The following is a 19,129-nucleotide window of genomic DNA, read 5'->3' as shown; positions in this document are numbered from 1 at the left end:
CCGGGGCGTCAGTCGCCCTTGACGTTGACGAGCTGCCGCAGCGTGTGACGGATCGTCACGAGGTCGGCGGCGTCCGCCATCACCTGGCCGATCGGCTTGTAGGCCGCCGGGATCTCGTCGAGGAACGCATCCGTGTCCCGGAACTCGATCCCCGCCATCGCCGCGCGGAGCTGCTCGTGGGTGAAGGTGCGCCGAGCCGCGGACCGCGAGTAGGACCTCCCGGCTCCGTGCGGTGACGACGCGAGCGACTGCGCGTTGCCGCGCCCCTCGACCACGTACGAGGCCGTGCCCATGGACCCCGGCACGAGTCCGAGCTGCCCCTCGCGCGCCGAGATCGCACCCTTCCGCGACACCCACACGTCCTTGCCCCAGTGCCGCTCCTGCTGCGTGAAGTTGTGGTGACAGTTGATGCGCTCCTGCTCGTCCACCAGCACCCCCATGACCTCGCTGAGCTGGCGGACGACGCGGTCCATCATCTCCTCGCGGTTGAGCAGGGCGTAGTGCTGCGCCCACCGGAGCTCGGCGATGTACCGGTCGAACTCCGGCGTCCCCTCGACCAGGTACGCGAGGTCGGCGTCGGGCAGCTGGATCCACCAGCGCTCCATGAGCCGCTTCGCGACCGCGATGTGCCGCTGGGCGATCTTGTTCCCGACACCCCGGCTGCCCGAGTGCAGGAACAGCCAGACGCGGTCGGTCTCGTCGACGCTCACCTCGATGAAGTGGTTGCCGCTCCCGAGCGTGCCGAGCTGCTCGCGCCATCCCCCGAGCGCTCGCGCGGGGTCGAACCCCGCGGCGTCGGCGAGCGCCTCGAGCTCCGCGATGCGGGGCGCGGCCGTCGCGACGACCTTCCGGTTCGCGGCCCCGGCCGACAGCGGGACCGCCCGCTCGATCTGCTCGCGGAGCGGGCGCAGGTCGGTCGGCAGGTCGGCGCGGTCGAACTGGGTCCGGACGGCGATCATGCCGCAGCCGATGTCCACGCCGACGGCGGCGGGCATGACCGCGCGGAGCGTCGGGATGACGGAGCCCACGGTCGCGCCGAGCCCCAGGTGCGCGTCGGGCATGAGCGCCACGTGCGGGAACACGAAGGGCATCGCGGCCGTGGTCCGTGCCTGCTGCTCGGTCGTCTCCTCGAGGAGACTCGCCCACGAGAGCAATCGGTCGTTGATCTTCTGCATCGTTCCGCCTTCCGTCGGATCGGGATGGTGACGGTCCGGGGCGGACCGGCACCGTCCCTCCCGACCGACACGATGGTCGGTGACCGATGTGGTCGACGGGAGACGGGTGCGCAAGACGCCCTGGGCCTGGTGGGCACGGGCGTCGGAGGACGACCGTGCCTACACGGGATAGCTGCTGGTGGGCCGCTGCTCGAGCGCACGCCACATGAGCGGCACGAGCTGCTGCTCGTTCCGCTTCCGGGGCTGCTGTTCGACGCGCACGGCGGTCCTCCAGTCGAGTGCCCAGGGCGGGCACGGAGCACCGACCATAGTGCGACACGCCCGAGCTGCACAACCGCGACACGCCCGGAAGGCCCGGCGCGGGTCGCACCGGTCGGTGTGCGCACGTGGACCGGAGGTGGGAACGGCAGCCGGACTGCTCGCAGTCGAGGGGAGCAGAGTAGGAGGATGCCCGAGCGCACTCCGGACACCCCGGACTCCTCCGACAACGCCGAACGCACCGACGGCTACGCCCCCCTCCGCTCCTACGCGGCCATCGGCGACGGCCGCACCGTGGCGCTCGTCGGGCGCGACGGCCGCATCGACTGGTTGCCGGTGCCGTCCATGGACTCCCCCGCTCCCTTCGCGAGCATCCTCGATGCCGAGCACGGCGGGCACATCGCGTTGAAGCCGACCGGCCCGGCGCACATGGAGCGCCGCTATCTGCCCGGCACGAACGTGCTCTGCACGACGTGGACCACCGCCGACGGCGAGGCCACGGTCACGGACGCCATGGCCACCGGCGTGGCCGGACGACTGCCCTGGGCCCAACTCGGGCGCTGCGTGCAGGGCGTCCGCGGGGCGGTCGAGTTCGAGTGGGCGGTCCAGCCGGGCACGCTCCTCGGGCAGGCCCGACCGGAACGACTCGACACGGTGAACGGCTCGATCGTGGCGGTGGACGGCGTGAGCATCGCCATCGTCGAGCTCGGGTTCGAGCCCGTGCACGAGGACGGCCCGCGGTTCTCCGGACGGTTCCGGACGTCCGAGGGCTCGAGGTCGATCCTGTCGGTCATCGGGACGCTCGACGAGCCGCTGTTCATCCCGGACCCGCACGAGACGATGCGCGGTGTCGACCGCACCATCCGCAACTGGGAGACCTGGTCGAAGGAGTTCGCGTACGACGGCCCCTGGGCGGACGCCGTGCACCGCAGTGCCCTCGCGCTCAAGCTGCTCATCTTCGCGCCGACGGGGTCGATCGCAGCCGCGGCCACCACGTCGCTGCCCGAGGACGAGCACGGCGACAAGAACTGGGACTACCGGTTCGCCTGGGTGCGCGACCTCGCCTACTCGGTCCGCGCGCTGACGCGGTTCGGGCTCCGCGAGGAGACGCACGCCGCCGTCTCGTGGCTCATGCGGACCATCGCGGACAACGGCGACGGCATGCCGATCTTCTACCGGCTCTCCGGCGCGCGGTCGGACGGCGTCGTGGAACGTGACGTGCCCGGCTGGCGCGGCATCGGTCCGGTGACCGAGGGCAACCGTGCAGCGGACCAGCTCCAGCTCGGCGTCTGGGGCGACGTGTTCGACATCATGCGGCAGTACGTCGCGCAGGGGAACGTCCTCGACCGGCAGACGGCGCACGTGCTCGAACGGCTCGCGGACGAGGCCTGCCACAAGTGGGTCGAGGAGGACTCCGGGATGTGGGAGCTCCAGGAGGCCCACCACTACACGACGAGCAAGATCGGCTGCTGGCAGGCACTCGACGCGGCGATCGAACTGCACGACAAGGGGCAGATCGGCGGCCCGCGCGACAAGTGGGTGGAGAACCGCGAGCTCATCGAGCAGTGGGTGGCTGAGCACGGCTGGAACGAGGAACTCGGCCATTACGTCATGCACCCCGACACCGATGCCCTCGACGCGTCGATCCTGCTGCACGCCTCGTCGTCGTTCGACCGGGGACCGCGGATGTCCGCGACGATCGACGCCATCCGGGAGCAGCTGTCGGTCGGGCCGCTCGTCTACCGCTACTCCGGGCTCGAGGACGAGGAGTCGCCGTTCGTGGCCTGCTCGTTCTGGCTCGCGTCGGCGTTGGCCTGCGTGGGACGTGACGGCGAAGCCAGGGCGCTCATGGACGACATGGTCGCGCAGGGGAACGACGTCGGGCTGTTCGCCGAGATGATCAGCGCCGACACGGGGGAGTTCATGGGGAACCTGCCGCAGGGCCTGTCCCACCTCGCGCTCATCAACGCGGCGATCACGATCGAGGAGATGGCCCGCGAAGGATGACGAACGACCCCGACGCCCGGATGGACCGGCTGCGGAAAGCGGCTCGGTACCGGTTCGCGCAGTACGCCGAGGAGCAGGCGCGCGAGACGGAGGCATCGGGCACGCCCGCATCGCGATCGCTCGACCCCGACGAGGTCCGTGCCGAGCGACGGCTCCGGGGTGCCCGGGACATGGTCGCGCACGCCAACGCGCTCATCGAGGAGGGTGACGAACGTGGGGTGTTCGAGCACAACCCGCTGCGCGGCAAACCCCTGCCGGACAACGACGGCCGGCACGACCCCGACTGGTGGATCCGGCGCTACGTCGAACGCGAGGAGCTGACCGGCCTCGGACCGCCGGCGCTCGCCCTCCGGAAGGAGGACGCGGAACTCGACGCCCGGCTCGACGAGGAGTCGAGCGAGCGACGCGTCCGCGAGATCGTCGAGGACTTCGACGCGCGGGTCGTCGAGGCACGGCGGCAGCTCATGGGCGGCCCGCCGGTCGTCACGCCGGTCCGGGACGTCGACGTCGAGATCGAGCGGTGGCGCGACCGCCGGGAGGCCCGACAAGCGGTCGAGCGCGCCGCAGCGGCCGAGCAGGCCGCCGCCGATGCGGAGGAACGGCAGCGGCGGCGTCGATGGTGGCGCCGCCGCTGACCGCTCCTAGGCCTCGCGCGTCTTCGGCGAGCTGTCGTTCGTCTTCGCCGGGTCGCGCTCGACGACGTCGCCGAGGACCTCGTCGATGCGGGCGAGGGCTTCTGCCGGGATCCGGACACCGGCCGCGCCGGCGTTGTCGTGCACCTGCTCGGGACGGGACGCCCCGATGATGGCGGACGCGACGTTGTCGTTCTGCAGGGTCCACGCCACGGCGAGCTGCGCCATGGACAGGCTCAGCTCCTGCGCGATCGGCTGCAACTGCTGTACCCGCTCGAGCACGTCGTCGCGCATCCAGCGCGAGATCATCTGCGCGCCGCCCTTCTCGTCCGTCGCCCGCGATCCCTCGGGGAGCGGCTGGCCCGGCTGGTACTTGCCCGTCAGGACACCCTGGGCGATGGGCGACCAGACGATCTGCGAGATGCCGAGCTGCTCCGACGTGGGGACGACCTCGCCCTCGATCACGCGCCAGAGCATCGAGTACTGCGGCTGGTTCGAGATGAGCTGGACCCCGAGCTGCTTCGCGAGCGCGTGGCCCTTCTCGATCTGCTCGGACGTCCACTCGGAGACGCCGATGTACAGGACCTTGCCCTGCCGGACGATGTCCGCGAAGGCCTGCATGGTCTCCTCGAGCGGGGTCTCGTGGTCGAAGCGGTGCGCCTGGTACAGGTCGACGTAGTCGGTCTGGAGCCGCTGCAGCGAACCGTCGATCGACTCGAGGATGTGCTTGCGCGACAGACCGGTGTCGTTGTGTCCCTTGGGCCCGGTCGGCCCGAAGACCTTCGTGGCGATCTCGAGGGACTGCCGCCGCTCGCCCTTCAGGGCCTCGCCGAGGACGGTCTCGGCACCCGTGTTCGCGTACACGTCCGCCGTGTCGAAGGTCGAGATGCCCACGTCGAGTGCCGCCCGCACGCAGGCGATGGCCGCGTCGTTCTCGACCTGCGATGCGTGGGTGAGCCAGTTGCCGTAGGTGATCTCCGAGACCTTGAGTCCCGAGTCGCCGAGGTAGCGGTGTTCCATGTGTCGTTCCTCCCGGGCCGCGTCGGTGCGGCGCCGGGGTCGACGGTAGTCCCGACCCGGGACCGCGCGCACCGGCGTCTCCGGTCCTGTGGACGGGGGCGACCTGTGCACGTGCGTCCGGTCCTGTGGACGGTGACGCTCGAGCGCGCCTACGGTGGGGGCCATGTCGCACAGCGCCTCGACCTCTGACCGGCTCCTCGCGATCGACGCGTGGTGGCGCGCCGCGAACTACCTCACCGTCGGGCAGATCTACCTGCTCGACGACCCGCTGCTCACCCGCCCGCTCCGCCGCGAGGACATCAAGCCCCGGCTGCTCGGACACTGGGGCACCTCGCCCGCGCTGAGCCTCGTGTACGCACACCTCAACGCGCTCATCAGCGAGCGCGGACACGACGTGCTGTACGTGTGCGGGCCCGGGCACGGCGGTCCGGCGATGGACGCGAACGCGTGGCTCGACGGCACGTGGAGCGAGCTCTACCCCGGCATCACACCCGACGTCGACGGTCTCCGGCAGTTCTTCAAGCAGTTCTCGTTCCCGGGCGGCATCCCGTCCCACGCGGCCCCGGAGACGCCCGGCTCGATCAACGAGGGTGGGGAGCTCGGCTACTCGCTGTCGCACGCCTACGGCGCGGCGCTCGACAACCCCGACCTCGTCGTGGCGTGTGTCATCGGCGACGGGGAGGCCGAGACCGGTCCGCTCGCGGCGTCCTGGCAGGCCCACACCTTCCTCGACCCGGTCAAGGACGGCGCGGTCCTGCCGATCCTCAACCTCAACGGCTACAAGATCGCCAACCCGACCGTGCTCGCTCGGATCCCGGAAGAGGACCTCGTCGCCTTCTTCCGCGGGCTCGGGTACGCGCCGATCATCGTCGACTCCGCCCGGGTCGACGACGACCCGTTCGCCGTGCACGCCCTGTTCGACGCCGCTCTGCGACGTGCGTTCGGACAGATCGAGGACCTCCAGGCGGCGGCACGCGGTGGCTCGGGCACCGAGCGCCCGCGGTGGCCCCTCATCGTCCTCCGGACGCCGAAGGGCTGGACGGGGCCGAAGGAGGTCGACGGCCAGCGGGTCGAGGGCACCTTCCGTGCGCACCAGGTCCCACTGCCGGGCGTCCGCGACTCCGACGACCACCGCCGGCAGCTCGAGGAGTGGATGCGCTCCTACCGCCCCGAGGAACTGTTCGACGAGCAGGGCCAGCCCATCGGGATCCTCGGCACGATCCGCCCCGAGGGCGACAAGCGCATGAGCGCGACCCCCCACGCGAACGGCGGCCGGCTCCGGGTGGCGCTCGACCTGCCGGACCTCGAGCCCTACGCGGTGGACGTCCCCGACGACCGCACGACCAACACGTCCGCCACCGGGACGCTCGGTCCGTGGCTCCGGGACCTCATCCGCCGCAACCCGTCGAACTTCCGGCTGTTCGGCCCGGACGAGACGATCTCGAACAAGCTCGACGCGGTGTTCGAGACGACGGACCGCGTCTGGCGCGCCGAGCTCGAACCGGACGACGCGCACCTCGCCCTCGAGGGCCGGGTGACCGAGGTCCTGTCCGAGCACACGCTCGAGGGGCTGCTCGAGGGGTACGTGCTCACCGGCCGGCACGGCATGTTCAACACGTACGAGGCCTTCGCGCACATCATCGACTCGATGGTCGGCCAGTACCTCAAGTGGCTCGAGTCCTCCGCGGACATCGACTGGCGTGTCCCGGTCTCGAACCTGACGATCCTGCTGTCCTCGCACGTGTGGCGGCAGGACCACAACGGGTTCTCACACCAGGACCCCGGGTTCCTCGACGTCGTCGCCTCGAAGCAGCAGGACCTCGTCCGCGTCAAGTTCCCGCCGGACGCGAACTCGCTGCTCGCCGTCGCCCGACACGCGTTCGAGACCACCGAGCGCGTCGAGGTGATCGTCGCGGGCAAGAACCTCGAGCCCGACTGGCTCCCGATCGACGAGGCCGTCGCGCACGTCGCCGCCGGCGTCGGGGTCTGGCACTGGGCGGGCACCGTCGCGGAGGGCGCCACGCCGAACCTCGTCATGGCCTCCGCCGGTGACGTCCCGACACTGGAGACCATCGCCGCGATCGACCTCATCCGAGCGAACGCGCCCGAGGTCGCGATCCGCATGGTGAACGTCGTGGACCTCCTCGCGCTCGGGGACCCGCGGAACCACGAGCACCCGATCAGCGACGACGACTACGACGCCCTGTTCCTGCCCGGCACGCCCGTGGTCTTCGCGTTCCACGGCTACCCCGCACTCGTCCACCAGATGACGTACAACCGGCACGGCCACGACGACATGCACGTGCACGGCTACATGGAGCGCGGCACCACCACCTCGCCGTTCGACATGGTCATGCTCAACGACATGGACCGCTTCGCGCTTGCCGCCGACGCCCTGTCCCACGTGGACGCCGACCGGTACGCGGGTCTCGTGCAGGCCTGCCAGGAGGCCCGGGACGCTGCACGTCGGTTCGCCTACGAGCGCGGTGAGGACCACCCGGCGGTCGCCGGCTGGCAGTTCAACGGCTGGCCGCAGGACGACCCCGACGGACACCGTCAGGGCGTCGCCGGCGGGGTGCAGCAGGGTGCGGACTCGTCGGACGACAACCACTGAGGCGTCCAGTCGTGGGTGACGACCAGCGGACCGCCGGGGACGGCGTCCTGACCGACACCGATCACGCCCTCGAGGCGACGATCGCCCATCTGCTCGACACGCGCGCCGCCACGTCGAGCACCTGCCCGTCGGAGGCGGCACGGGCACTCGGCGGCGATGACTGGCGCAGCCTGATGGAGCCGACGCGGCAGGCCGCGCGCCGCATGGTCGCGCGCGGGGAGGTCGAGATCACCCAGCGCGGGTCCGTGATCGATCCCGACCACATCCACGGTCCGATCCGGATCCGCCGGCCGCGCTGACGCCGTTCCTCCCCATCGCCCACCTTCGGCGATCGATCCGCGGCGAGTCGGAGGAACCGCCGTGATCGATCCCGTCGAAGACCGCAGCGTTAGGCCGCACGGGCGGCGCGCGCCGACAGCAGGCCGGCTCCGCCACCCAGTGCGGAGGCGACTCAGGCCTGACGCCAGTCGTCCGACTGCAGGTGCGACCCGGCCTGCGGCCCCATCTGGAGCATGCCCCCGTCCACCGCGTACGAGGCACCGGTCACGTACGACGCGAGCGGCGACGCCAGGAACGCGACGACCGCGGCGATCTCGCGCGCATCCCCGGGGCGTCCGAGCGGGACCCCCGGCCGGTCGATGGGGTGCGGGTCGGTGTCCTCGTTGCCCGTCATCTGCGTCGCGATCTCGCCGGGCGCCACGGCGTTCACGGTGATCCCGTGTCGCCCGAGCTCGAGCGCCACCGTCTTGAGCAGGCCTCCGAGGCCGTGCTTCGCGGCGTCGTACGCGGCGGACCCGACGCGCGGCTGGTGCTCGTGCACGCTCGTGATGCCGATGATGCGACCGCCTCGACCGGCCTCGACCATGCGTCGGGCCGCGTGCTGGATGCACACGAAGGCGCCGTCGAGGTCCGTCGCGACGGTGTGCCGCCACTGGTCGAGGGTCATCTCGAGGAACGGTGCGTTGTCGCCGGTGCCGGCATCGTTGACGAACACGTCCACGCCGCCGAGTTCCTCCGCGAGTCGGTCGATGACCTGCCCGCAGCGCTGCAGGTCCGTCACGTCGATCTGCATGACGACCGCGCGGCGTCCGTGGGCGCGGACCTCGGCGGCGGTGTCCTCCGCGCCGCGGAGGTCCTCGAGGTACGTGATGCCGACGTCCATCCCGGCCTCGGCGAGCGCCACCGCGGTGGCCCTCCCGATCCCCGACTCGGCTCCGGTGACGATGGCGGTGGTGGGCTGGAAGTCACTCATGCCGCGGACGGTACCCCCAGCCGCCGGACCGTGCATCCAGCGACGACCCAGGGCGGCCCCGGTGCCCCGGGACCGCCCTGCGATCAGACGGACGTGACCTACTTGGTCGAGCCCTGGATGGCGCTCTGGTAGACCGGCTTGTTGTCCTGGTCGTACTTGTAGATGCCGATGTAGGCGCTCGATGGGTCGTTGTCGGCGTTGAACGGCCCGACGCCGGACGGTCCGGTGTACTGGATCTTCGTGCCGGCGTCGACGAGCTTCTTGCAGTCGGCGAAGGTCGAGCACTTCGTCCCGCCCTTGGCACCGGAGACCGAGGCCATGTGCGCCTGGATGGTACCGGCGTCGGTGCCCTTGCCCTCCTCTGCCGCGAGCGCGGTGAGTACCATGGCGTCGTACGACTCGGCGGCGTAGGCGAAGTCGTGGAGGTCCTTGCCCTCGTTCGTCTTGTACCACGTCGTCAACTTCGTCTTGAACGCGGCCTTCGGATCCGAACCGGGGATCGTGCCCTGACCGTTGAGGAGCGTCTTCGGGTCGAAGTCCTTCGAGTAGTCCGCGGTGTTGCCGTCGGACATGTACGTCTTCGACATGTCCCAGCCCTGCGAGACGAGCTCGGGCACGATCGACTTCGTCTCGTCGAACGAGAGGATGACGATCGCGTCCGGCTTGGCGGCCAGCGCGGCGGTCACCTCGGACGAGAACGTCGTCTGTCCGGGCGGGAACTCCTGTCCCTTGCCCTTCCCGCCGTAGACCACGCTGCCGCCCGCGGCCTCGACGGCCTTCTGCACGGTGTTCCGCAGGCCGGTGCCGTAGGCGTCGTTGAAGACGAGGAACGCGATCTTGGCGTTGCCGTCGCCGACGACGAGCTGTCCGAGCGCGGACCCCTGGACGGTGTCCGGCGGCGCCGTCCGGTAGTAGTACGACGAGTAGCCGGACAGGTCGGTCGCCGTGTTCGCCGGCGAGATCTCGATCGTGCAGTTGCTCGTGATCTGGTCGACCACGTTCAGGGTCACGGACGACGACTCGGCGCCGAGGACCACGGGGACCTTGGCCGCGATGAGCTTCTGGGCCGCGGACGACGACACCGTCATGTCGGTGCTGTCACCCGAGTCGGTGGCGGTCGAGATCTTCACGTCCTTGCCGATGACACCGCCAGCGGCGTTGATGTCATCGATCGCGAGACCGGCACCGGCGATGGCAGGCGGCCCGAGGTAGGCGAGGCTGCCGGTCAGGGGCAGCAGCGTGCCGTACTCCAACGCGTCCTGGCTGGGCTTCGACGGCGCCTTGCAGCTGGCCGCCGGGTCCTTGCCCGACGACGACGACGCCGACGCCGCACCGGATGCGCCACCGCTGCCGGCGCTCTCCGTCGAACACGCGGCGAGCAGGATGGCGGCTGCTCCCGCGATCGCGAACGCCTTGGCGGCGCTGCTGGTTCTGATCATCCGTGATGCCCTTTCTCTGAGCGGCCGCGACCGCTTCGATCGTCGAGCAGCTGTGCGTCCGCTGGGATGCGAGCAAACGTAGGGTTCGATTGTTTCGGCCGTGTGGCGGTCTCGTCAGGGTGGTGTTTCGTTGCTGAACCGTGACCGAACCTGTGGGAACGAACGGGAACGGCGATGCCGACCCAGCGGGTGCACAGTGCCGGCGCTGCTCGCGCTCGGCCCGGAGGCCCGTCGGAGCGTCAGCCTGTCGGCGCGCTCAGATCACGGGGTCGACGCGGACAGGGTCGCCGACGGGGCGCCGGGCTCGGCGCCCGGCGAGCAGACCGTCGGTCGACAGGACGACGAGCGCCACCCAGACCAGCGCGAACCCGACCCACCGCTCCGGCGACATCGGCTCGTGCTGCAGCCAGACGCCGACCACGAGCTGGAGGACCGGGGTCAGGTACTGCGTCAGGCCGAGCGTCGACAGACTGAGCCGGCGTGCGGACGACGCGAACAGCAGCAGCGGCACCGCGGTCGCCGGCCCAGCCGCGATGGTGATGAGCGCGTGCACCCAGCCGTTCGCCGTGAGGGTGATCCCCCCACGGGACGCGGTGGCGACGACGACGAGCCCGATCACCGCGACGGGGGTCAGCCACATGGTCTCGATGGTGAGGCCGCTGACCGCGTCGACGACCCCGCTCACGCGCTTCTTGACGAGCCCGTAGAGCCCGAACGAGAACGCGAGGGCGAGCGAGATCCACGGCATCCGACCGTACCCAACGGCCACGATCACCACCGCCACGACGCTGATGCCCACCGCCGCCCACTGTGCGGCGCGGAGGCGTTCCCCCAGCAGCACGACGCCGAGGAAGATCGTCACGAGCGGGTTGATGAAGTACCCCAGGGCCGCCTCGACGGTGTGACCGGTGGTCGTGGCGACGACGTACACCGTCCAGTTGACGACGATGAGGAACGCGGCGAGCGCCATCACGCCCATGACCCGCGGTTGTCGGAGCAGCGCGACCAGGCGACCCCACGCGCGGAGCACCGCCGTCAGGACGGCGCAGAACACCAGTGCGAAGAGGATCCGCCACGCGACGATCTCGGTGGCTCCCGCCGGTGCCATGGCAACGAACAGCAGCGGCATGAGGCCCCAGAGTCCGTACGCGGCCAGGGCCTGGACGACGCCGACGGCCGCTTCCGATCGGGGTTCGGCGGACGCGGGTCGTGCTGGCACGCGTCCGATCCTAGGCACCGACGACACCGTGGTCGCCCGGCTGGCGCGTTCCCGGGCGACGGAACCGCAGTCGTCCGACGGGACGCGCGCCAGGCTGATGTGCGGACGCCGGGTGCCCGGGCCGGGACAGCAGCAGGCCCCGCCGGTCGGAACCGACGGGGCCTGCTGGAGCTGGTCCTGCTGCTGGTGCTGTCCTAGCGGACGACGACGGCGAGCACGTCGCGCGCGGACAGGACCAGGAGGTCCTCGCCCGAGTACTTGACCTCGGTTCCGCCGTACTTCGAGTAGATGACCTTGTCGCCGACCGCGACGTCGAGCGGCACGCGGTTGCCGTTGTCGTCGATGCGACCCGGGCCGACGGCCACGACCTCGCCCTCCTGGGGCTTCTCCTTCGCCGTGTCCGGGATGACGAGACCGGACGCAGTGGTCTGCTCCGCCTCGACCTGACGGATGACGATGCGATCTTCGAGCGGCTTGATGCTGACAGCCACGGCTGACCTCTTCTTTCTCGGTACTGAAGAAAAACTGGGGCTGGCACTCCCCCGGGGGCAGTGCCAACCCCAACTGTAGGGGGTGGTCTGGCACTCGGTCAATCCGAGTGCCAAGAGCCTATCGCCGGCCGGCGGCGAGCGTCCGGACGACCTCGGGCACGGAGCCGCCGAGGTCGACCTGGCCGTGGTCCGCGAGCCACACGAGGGCGTCGGCGAGGGCCTCCAGGGAGGTCCAGCCCGGCGCGTACCCGAGCTCCGTCGCGGCCCGGTCGATGCTCATCGCGTGACTCCGGCGCACGTGCTCGAACGTCGTGTCGGCGTGCTCCGGCGTGGTGGACGCGCGGAACGCCTCCCACGAGGCCGGACGGAGGTCCGCGGTGCGCCCGAACCAGCTCGCGACGCCCTCGGCGAGCCCGCGGACGCTCATCGCCCGCGGCGACACGACGTTGTAGACGCGGCCGGCGGCCACGTCGGGCCGCTCGATCGCGAGCGCGAACGCCTGGGCGACGTCGTCGGCGTGCACGTGGTGCAGCGTCTCGAGCCCGAGGTCCGGCACGGTGAGCGGCTCCCCCGTGGCGAGGCGTTCCCAGACGGTCGCGTCGAGGTTCCCGAGCGGCGTGATGACGGGCCACCCGGGGCCGGTGATGTGGCCGGCGCGGAGCACGGTGGCGGGGAGCCCGTCGGCGCGGGCGGACTCGGCGAGCAGCAGGTCCTCGATCGCCGCCTTCCGGGTGCCGTACTCGCCGATCGGCCCCCGCGGGTCGTCCTCCGAGGTGGGGACGACGAGCGACGGACCGTGCACCCAGATCGTGCCGCAGTGCACGAGGTGCCCGGCGCGCCCGCGGAGCGCCTCGACGAGGCCCCGGGCGTCGTCCTCGGTGAAGCTCGTCAGGTCGACGACGACGTCGGCCCCGAGGTCGGCCACGGCGCGTGGGAACCCCTCGGGGTCGCCCTCGCGGTCGAGCACGACCCGCTCCACGTCGTCCCACGCGGCGTCCGCCACGTAGGGGGCGCGGTGCCCGCGACTGATGGCGACCACGTGGTGTCCGCTCCGGACGAGGCGGGGCACGAGGAAGCTCCCGATGTGACCGGTGGCTCCGATGACGGCGACGTTGCTCATGTCCTCCATCGTGCTCCTCCGCGCGGGACCGCGAGCGGCCGCGGCCCCGGACCGACGACGAACGGGAGGCACGGTGCGGGCTTGCACCGTGCCTCCCGGCCGTCAGGCGGTCACGTCCCCCCGCCGACGCGCGGCGGCGTCAGTGGTGGTGGTGGTGGTGCCCACCGCCCCAGCCCGGCTTCCCCGGCTTCCCCGGCTTCCCCGGCCCGTGCGGCGGGGCCGGCGTGTGCGACGGGACGGTCGACACGACCTTCGCGACGGCGCCGGTGGTGGTGTCGAGCAGGACCTCGCGCTGCTGCGGGTGCGCGAAGTCGAACATGCCGGCGAGCGATCCACCGCGACGGTCGAACGAGGCGTCCCCGATGTGGCCGAGGCCCCAGTTGTCCTCGATGAACGCCGTGGTCGACGTCTGCTCGATCCGGGTGTGGTCGACCGCGTTCTGCTTGGCGAAGGGCGAGATGACGAGGTACGGCAGGCGCTGCGAGGGGCCGCAGCGGTCCTGGTACCCGCCGGCGACCGCGGCACGGGCGTTCGTGCAGATGGTGCTGTCGGTCGCCGTGTCCTTCGACCCGTTGAGGATCGTCGGGGCCTGGTGGTCGTACCAGCCGTCCGAGTCGTCGTAGTTGATGACGATCGCGGTCGAGGACCACGCCTTCGACTGCTCGATGGCGTTGATCTCGCGCGTCAGGAACTGCTGCTCGTCGATCGGGTCGGAGTAGCCCGGGTGGCCGTCCTGCGCCTCGGGGGCCTTGAGGAACGACACAGCGGGGACGTTGTCCTGCGCGAGCGCGGTGGTGAACGCCGACAGGTCGTACTCGTGGTTCGCCTGGTCGCTGTGCCCGATCATCGCGTCGCTCGTCGGCGGCAGGTGGTGGGGGTTCGACGTCGACTTGTAGTACGCGAACGGGTTGTGGTGTGGCGAGTAGTCCTTCGCCGCGGTCCCGCCGAGGTTCGCGGTGGTGGCGTCGCACTTGGCGTACGTGCCGGAGCCCGCGTACTTCGTGGTCGGCGTGAAGCCGCCCTGGAACCAGCCCCACGTGACGCCCTTGGCGTTGAGCAGGTCACCGATGTTCTTGCCCTGCATCGCGACGAGGTTCGACGTCGACGTGTGGTCGCTGTCGGAGCAGTCGTCGTAGGCGGGGTCGGGGTCACCGATCACGGTGCCCACACCGTCCGCGTTCGCCGAGGCGACCGCGGTGGAGCCCTTGACCACGGCGCCGGTCACGGAGTCGACCGCCACGCCGCCGTGCGTCTGGCCGCTCACGAGGTTCAGCGCACCGGGGGTGGACGGCCCGAAGGTCGTGTCCCAGGCGTTGTCGCTCATGGCGTAGTTCTGGGCGTAGTTCCACAGACCCGTGACGGTGTTGCCGTCGTAGTAGTCCATGGCCAGGCCCGGGCTGCCGTACTCGCCCGTGCAGGTGTCGGTCGAGGTGTTCTGGACGAAGGCGTCCATCTTCCCGCCGTCCTCGGCCTTCTGCTCGGCGGCGTACCCGTGGTTCTGGTCGCAGGTGAGCGCCTGGGACGGGGTGAGCCGGCTCGGCGCGTAGAGGTTCGGGTTCCCCGTCAGCGTGCCCGAGGTGACGAGGTCGTTCACCCTCGGCGTGCCCTTGGCGGCGGCGAAGGTCGTGCCGTCGGTGTTCGTCGCGTTCGGGTAGGTCCCGAAGTAGTGGTCGAACGAGACGTTCTCGTCGAACAACACCACGAGGTGCTTGATGGGCGTGCTCGTGCGCGACGACGAGGCCGGTTGGTTCGTGGCCGATGCCGTGAGCGGCGCGATGGCGATGGCCCCCACGGTCACGGCGGCCACGGCGGTCGCTCCGGCGGCGAGTGCGAATCGCCCCTTCGTCGACCGCATGAGCGCGGATGGTCGGATCACTGGTGTCCCCTGTCTGGTGGTGTGTGGAACAGTGCGTCAACTGAGCAGTGGTCGTCCCAGCCAGTCGTCCGCGTGGCGGACTCCCGGGAGGGCGAAGAAGTAGCCGCCGCCGACGGGCGAGATGTAGTCGACGAGCGGTTCGTCGGCGAGGCGCTTCTGGACCGTGACGAACTGCCGTTCGAGGTCCGCCTGGAAGCACGTGAACAGCAGCCCCATGTCGAGGTTCCCGTTCGCGTCGGTGCCGGCGTCGTAGTTGTAGGGGCGACGGAGCATCTGCTGGCGCTTCGCCGCGGCCGTGCGGGGGTTCGCCAGCCGGATGTGTGCGTCGAGCTGGATGACGTCGCCCGTCGGGTCGTCCGCGTAGTCCGGGTCGTCGAACTCGTGCGTTCGGCTGAGCGGGGCGCCGGAGTCGCGGTGGCGGCCGATCATCGTCTCCTGCTCGTGCAGGGACACGCGGTCCCAGAACTCGACGAGCATCCGGATCGTCCGCACGACGTGGTAGGTGCCGCCGGTCACCCAGTCCGGCTCGACGACGCCGTCCTCGGTCCGGCCCGCCCGGGTCCACACGAGGTCGTCCATGTCCGTCCGGTCGCTCGTCGACGGGTTGGCGGTGCCGTCCTTGAACCCCAGCAGGTTCCGCGGCGTGCCACTCGGCCGCGGCGGGGACACGAAGCCGTCCTGTCGCCACCGCACCTGCATCGCACCGCGCGTCGCCCGTGTGACGTCCCGGAGCGCGTGCACGACCGTGTCGGTGTTGTTCGCGCACACCTGCAGGAGCAGGTCGCCGTCGCAGATCGCCCGGTCGAGCGCGTCGTTCGGGAAGTCCTCCATGGTCCGCAGGCGCGCGGGCTTCCGGTCCGCGATGCCGTACCGGTCGTCGAACAGCGACGCCCCGACACTCGTGGTGATCGTCAGACCGTCGGCGGGCACGTCCGGTCCGAGCACGCCCGAGTCCGACGGCGGTGCCGTGATCCCGACGTCGGTCGGCTGTCCGCCGCGGGTGAGGAACCGCGAGCGCTCCGTGATCGTGCGCAGCAGGTCGCGCAGCTCGGACCGGGAAGCCGCGGTCACGTCGAGCGCCACGAAGGCCGCCGACCGCTGGGCCGGTGTGGTGATGCCCGCCTGGTGGGCGCCGTGGAACGCGTACGACGCGGCGGCACCACCGTCGGTCGCGGTGTCGCTCGCCGGGTTCCCGGCGCTCGCCGCGGTCGTGTCGGCCACGGCCGGGAGGCCCGGTGCCAGGGCCGCGGTCATGGTCGCCGCCGCCCCGGCGCCGGCTCCGGCCGCTCCCGCCAGGAACCCACGGCGGGAGGGACGGCGTGCCGCGGCGTGCGGGCACTGGGGCTGGTCGGTCACGAGGTCCTCCGGATGTCGCAGATCGCCGCGACGGGCGCGAGCAGTTCGAGTGCGCGGTCGATGGACGCGTCGAGGTCCTCCCGCTGCGTGGTCGTGAGGTCGGCGAGCGGCGTCCACGTGCCGTCGGCGTGGCGGCCCTCGTCGACGCGCGCCGTGAGCGCGGCGAGTGCTGCATCGGTCGCGGCGAGGTGCGGGTACCGGGTGCGGAGGATCCCCCGGATCGGGTCGAGGGCCCGCTCCGTGCCGGCGACGTTCGCGGCGATGGTGGCCAGGTTCGTGTGGCTGCCGGCGTCGGTCGCGCCCGTGGCCTCGAACTGCAGCGCGTTCTCGAGGATCTCGTGTGCGCGGAGCCCGATGTCGAGCGGGTCGATGCGGGCGGTCGGGAACGTGGCCTCGAGGTGCTGGACGGCCGCGACGAGCGCGTCGGCGACCGGAGCGCTCGCGGACACCGGTGCGCCGGACCAGAGCAGGGCCTCCAGGCGGTGGAACCCGGTGAGGTCCGGGTCGTCGAGCGCGGTCCGCCCCGATGCGGGGGTGCCGTCGATGGCCGTGTCGGCGTCGCCGAACGCCCCGTAGGCGGCGCCGAGCTGCTCGTACTCCGTGTGCCCGGTCAGCCAGTCCCGCTCGGCGGCCGCGCGGTCGCCGCCGTGCACGTCGGCGGCGACCCGCCGGACGTCGGCCTCGAGCACGGGCAGTCGACCCTCGATCCAGTCGCCGTACGCCTTCGCGGCGGGGATGAGGTCGTTGCGGGTGACGGGCACGACCCCGGGCGTCGCGCCGGTCACGTGCGCCGCGCCGTGGAGGTGGACGACCGGACCCACCACCGCGTCGGCGTCCGCCGGCAGGCAGCGGAACCGGTAGGCGCCCGAGCCGAGGCGCACGCGGTAGGTCTGGGACGCGCCGGCGCCGAGCCCCTCGGCGTCGAGGTACACGGCCCCGGACCGGGGGTCCTCGAGCTGCACCTCGACGCCCGCGACCGAGGTGTTCGTGATGCGGAGGGTCTGCGTGCCGCCCGCGGGGTCGGTCCATCCCGTCCCGCAGACGTCGGTGCCCGCGGCGACGTCGTAGTGTCCGGGGACGGCGCGCGTCGGCAGGAGGTGCGGCACGACGATGCCGGCCGTCACGACGAGTGCGACGACGAGCCCGACGACTCCGTACGCGAACCGATTCGACACCCGAGCCCCTTCCGCTCCCGGCCCCGTGGAGCAGCACGGGACGCCCTGATCGGACCCCCTTCCGGGGGGATCCGCGGAACACCGTAAGCCCGCTCCGAGGCCGGGTTTCCCCTGCGTTCACCGTCGTCACCGACTGTTCAGACAGCCGTCCGCCGACGGTCACGGAAGTGGGGGCTTGCCGAACCGTCGTGCGGGAACTGGGAGGATCGGGGCATGGACGCCGCCGACCTCGCACAGCTGCTCACACCCGAGGGCATGGCGCTCCTCGACCGTGTCCCGGGCCTTGCCGAGGGCGACGACGTCGTGCGTGCCGTGTCGCGCCTCCGCGCCGAGGGCCACGATCCACGGCTCGTGGCGACGGTCCTGACGCAGGCGCGACTCCGTCAGCGGGCCCGGGCGAAGTTCGGCGACTTCGCGGGCCGGATGCTGTTCACCGAGGCCGGTCTCGAGCAGGCGACGCGCCTCCGCGTCGCCGCACAGCACGCCGGCCGGTTCGCCGCCGCCGGGATCACACGCGTCGCCGACCTCGGGTGTGGCATCGGTGGTGATGCGCTCGCGCTCGCGGCGCTCGACCTCGAGGTCGTCGCCGTCGACCGCGACGAGGTCACCGCCGCGATCGCCACGCACAACCTGGCACCGTGGCCCGCGGCCCGGGTCGAGCTCGGGGACGCGGCCCGCTTCGACGTCGGCCGGGTCGACGGCGTGTGGCTCGACCCGGCACGGCGCACCGCGGGACACAGCGACACACGACGGCTCGACGACCCGGACGACTGGTCCCCGTCCCTCGACACGGTGTTCGCCGCGGCGACGCAGCTGCCCACCGGGGTCAAGCTCGGGCCGGGCGTCGACCGCGACCTCGTCCCCGACACGGCCGAGGCGCAGTGGACGAGCGTCGACCGCGAGGTCGTCGAACTCGCGCTGTGGTTCGGTTCCCTCGCGCGGCCGGGCGTCCGCCGCGCGGCCACCGTCATCGGCGCGCACGGGGTCGCCGAGCTCACGGGTCCGGCCGACGCCGAGGACGTCGAGGTCGGCCCGCTGGGCGAGTACCTCGTCGAGCCGGACGGCGCGGTCATCCGAGCTCGGCTCATCGGAGATCTCGGGCGGCGACTCGGCGGCCGGATGCTCTCGTCGGGCATCGCCTACCTGAGCACGGACGCTCCCGTCGACACCCCGTTCGCCCAGGTGTTCCGCGTCCGCGACGTCCTGCCGCTCGACCCGAAGCGCATCGGCGCGCGGCTGGCAGCGGACGGCGTCGGCCGGGTGGAGATCAAGAAGCGCGGCGTCGATGTGGACCCCGCGCAGTTCCGTCGGCGGTTGCGCCTGCAGGGCGGGTCCGGGCAGGCGACGCTCGTCCTCACCCGCCTGGAGGGACGGCACGCGGCCGTCCTGTGCGATCGCCCATGACGCCGGTCCTGCTTGCCCCATCCGCCGAGATCGCACAACACGCCGCTCACCTTCGAAGGTGAGCGGCGTGTTGTGCGATCTCGGTGAGGAC

General features: G+C 71.5%; 15 protein-coding genes. 5 read left to right on the top strand and 10 right to left on the bottom strand.

Features of this window, described 5'->3' with window-relative positions:
* Window positions 1-8 precede the first annotated feature (8 nt).
* Complete coding sequence (locus DEI88_RS01850; protein WP_111072202.1) at window positions 9-1,175, bottom strand: RtcB family protein; 1,167 nt, start codon at window positions 1,173-1,175, stop codon at window positions 9-11.
* 447 nt (window positions 1,176-1,622) lie between these two features.
* Between DEI88_RS01850 and DEI88_RS01845 the strand changes: the two genes are divergently transcribed.
* A complete protein-coding gene (locus DEI88_RS01845) occupies window positions 1,623-3,440 on the top strand; it encodes a glycoside hydrolase family 15 protein (RefSeq protein ID WP_111036893.1) in 1,818 nt (605 codons plus the stop codon).
* A complete protein-coding gene (locus tag DEI88_RS01840) occupies window positions 3,437-4,075 on the top strand; it encodes a DnaJ family domain-containing protein (RefSeq protein WP_111072201.1) in 639 nt (212 codons plus the stop codon). The genes DEI88_RS01845 and DEI88_RS01840 overlap by 4 nt, the downstream gene beginning before the upstream one ends.
* A gap of 6 nt (window positions 4,076-4,081) precedes the next feature.
* On the opposite strand, the gene DEI88_RS01835 is transcribed toward DEI88_RS01840, so the two are convergent.
* Window positions 4,082-5,092: an aldo/keto reductase family protein gene (locus DEI88_RS01835; protein ID WP_111009796.1), complete on the bottom strand. Its 1,011-nt coding sequence runs from the start codon at window positions 5,090-5,092 to the stop codon at window positions 4,082-4,084.
* 163 nt (window positions 5,093-5,255) lie between these two features.
* Between DEI88_RS01835 and DEI88_RS01830 the strand changes: the two genes are divergently transcribed.
* Both DEI88_RS01830 and DEI88_RS01825 read left to right on the top strand, forming a co-directional pair.
* Window positions 5,256-7,706: a phosphoketolase family protein gene (locus DEI88_RS01830; protein ID WP_111036895.1), complete on the top strand. Its 2,451-nt coding sequence runs from the start codon at window positions 5,256-5,258 to the stop codon at window positions 7,704-7,706.
* Window positions 7,707-7,717: 11 nt separating this feature from the next.
* Complete coding sequence (locus tag DEI88_RS01825) at window positions 7,718-8,005, top strand: DUF3253 domain-containing protein (protein WP_220037435.1); 288 nt, start codon at window positions 7,718-7,720, stop codon at window positions 8,003-8,005.
* 152 nt (window positions 8,006-8,157) lie between these two features.
* Here the strand turns inward: DEI88_RS01825 and DEI88_RS01820 are convergent, their stop codons facing one another.
* From DEI88_RS01820 to DEI88_RS01785, 8 genes are all read right to left on the bottom strand, one after another.
* On the bottom strand, window positions 8,158-8,958 hold the full coding sequence (locus DEI88_RS01820) for an SDR family oxidoreductase (RefSeq protein WP_111012157.1): 801 nt from the start codon (window positions 8,956-8,958) through the stop codon (window positions 8,158-8,160).
* A 98-nt stretch (window positions 8,959-9,056) separates the two neighbouring features.
* Complete coding sequence (locus DEI88_RS01815) at window positions 9,057-10,397, bottom strand: ABC transporter substrate-binding protein (RefSeq protein WP_111009798.1); 1,341 nt, start codon at window positions 10,395-10,397, stop codon at window positions 9,057-9,059.
* Between the two features lie 256 nt (window positions 10,398-10,653).
* Window positions 10,654-11,616: an EamA family transporter RarD gene (gene rarD / locus DEI88_RS01810; protein WP_258375103.1), complete on the bottom strand. Its 963-nt coding sequence runs from the start codon at window positions 11,614-11,616 to the stop codon at window positions 10,654-10,656.
* A 194-nt stretch (window positions 11,617-11,810) separates the two neighbouring features.
* Window positions 11,811-12,107 (bottom strand): co-chaperone GroES, encoded by a 297-nt coding sequence (groES, locus tag DEI88_RS01805; protein WP_111009800.1) that lies wholly within the window; start codon window positions 12,105-12,107, stop codon window positions 11,811-11,813.
* 118 nt (window positions 12,108-12,225) lie between these two features.
* The gene (locus DEI88_RS01800; RefSeq protein ID WP_111072217.1) at window positions 12,226-13,227 is read right to left on the bottom strand and encodes an NAD-dependent epimerase/dehydratase family protein; all 1,002 of its coding nucleotides are present in this window, start codon (window positions 13,225-13,227) and stop codon (window positions 12,226-12,228) included.
* Window positions 13,228-13,366: 139 nt separating this feature from the next.
* Entirely contained in the window at window positions 13,367-15,103 is a 1,737-nt protein-coding gene (locus tag DEI88_RS01795) for a phospholipase C (protein ID WP_258375100.1), read from the bottom strand.
* A gap of 36 nt (window positions 15,104-15,139) precedes the next feature.
* The gene (gene efeB, locus DEI88_RS01790; RefSeq protein WP_111072199.1) at window positions 15,140-16,459 is read right to left on the bottom strand and encodes an iron uptake transporter deferrochelatase/peroxidase subunit; all 1,320 of its coding nucleotides are present in this window, start codon (window positions 16,457-16,459) and stop codon (window positions 15,140-15,142) included.
* Window positions 16,456-17,634: an EfeM/EfeO family lipoprotein gene (locus DEI88_RS01785; RefSeq protein WP_111072198.1), complete on the bottom strand. Its 1,179-nt coding sequence runs from the start codon at window positions 17,632-17,634 to the stop codon at window positions 16,456-16,458. Before DEI88_RS01785 ends, efeB begins: the two co-directional genes overlap by 4 nt.
* Before the next feature lie 213 nt (window positions 17,635-17,847).
* Here DEI88_RS01785 and DEI88_RS01780 point away from each other — a divergent pair, with 213 nt between their 5' ends.
* A complete protein-coding gene (locus tag DEI88_RS01780) occupies window positions 17,848-19,038 on the top strand; it encodes a class I SAM-dependent methyltransferase (RefSeq protein WP_111072197.1) in 1,191 nt (396 codons plus the stop codon).
* Window positions 19,039-19,129: the final 91 nt, after the last annotated feature.

This window comes from Curtobacterium sp. MCBD17_003, assembly GCF_003234885.2.
GTDB lineage: Bacteria > Actinomycetota > Actinomycetes > Actinomycetales > Microbacteriaceae > Curtobacterium.
The sequence above is the reverse complement of the archived record's forward strand: the minus strand, read 5'-3'. Positions and strand labels throughout refer to the sequence as shown.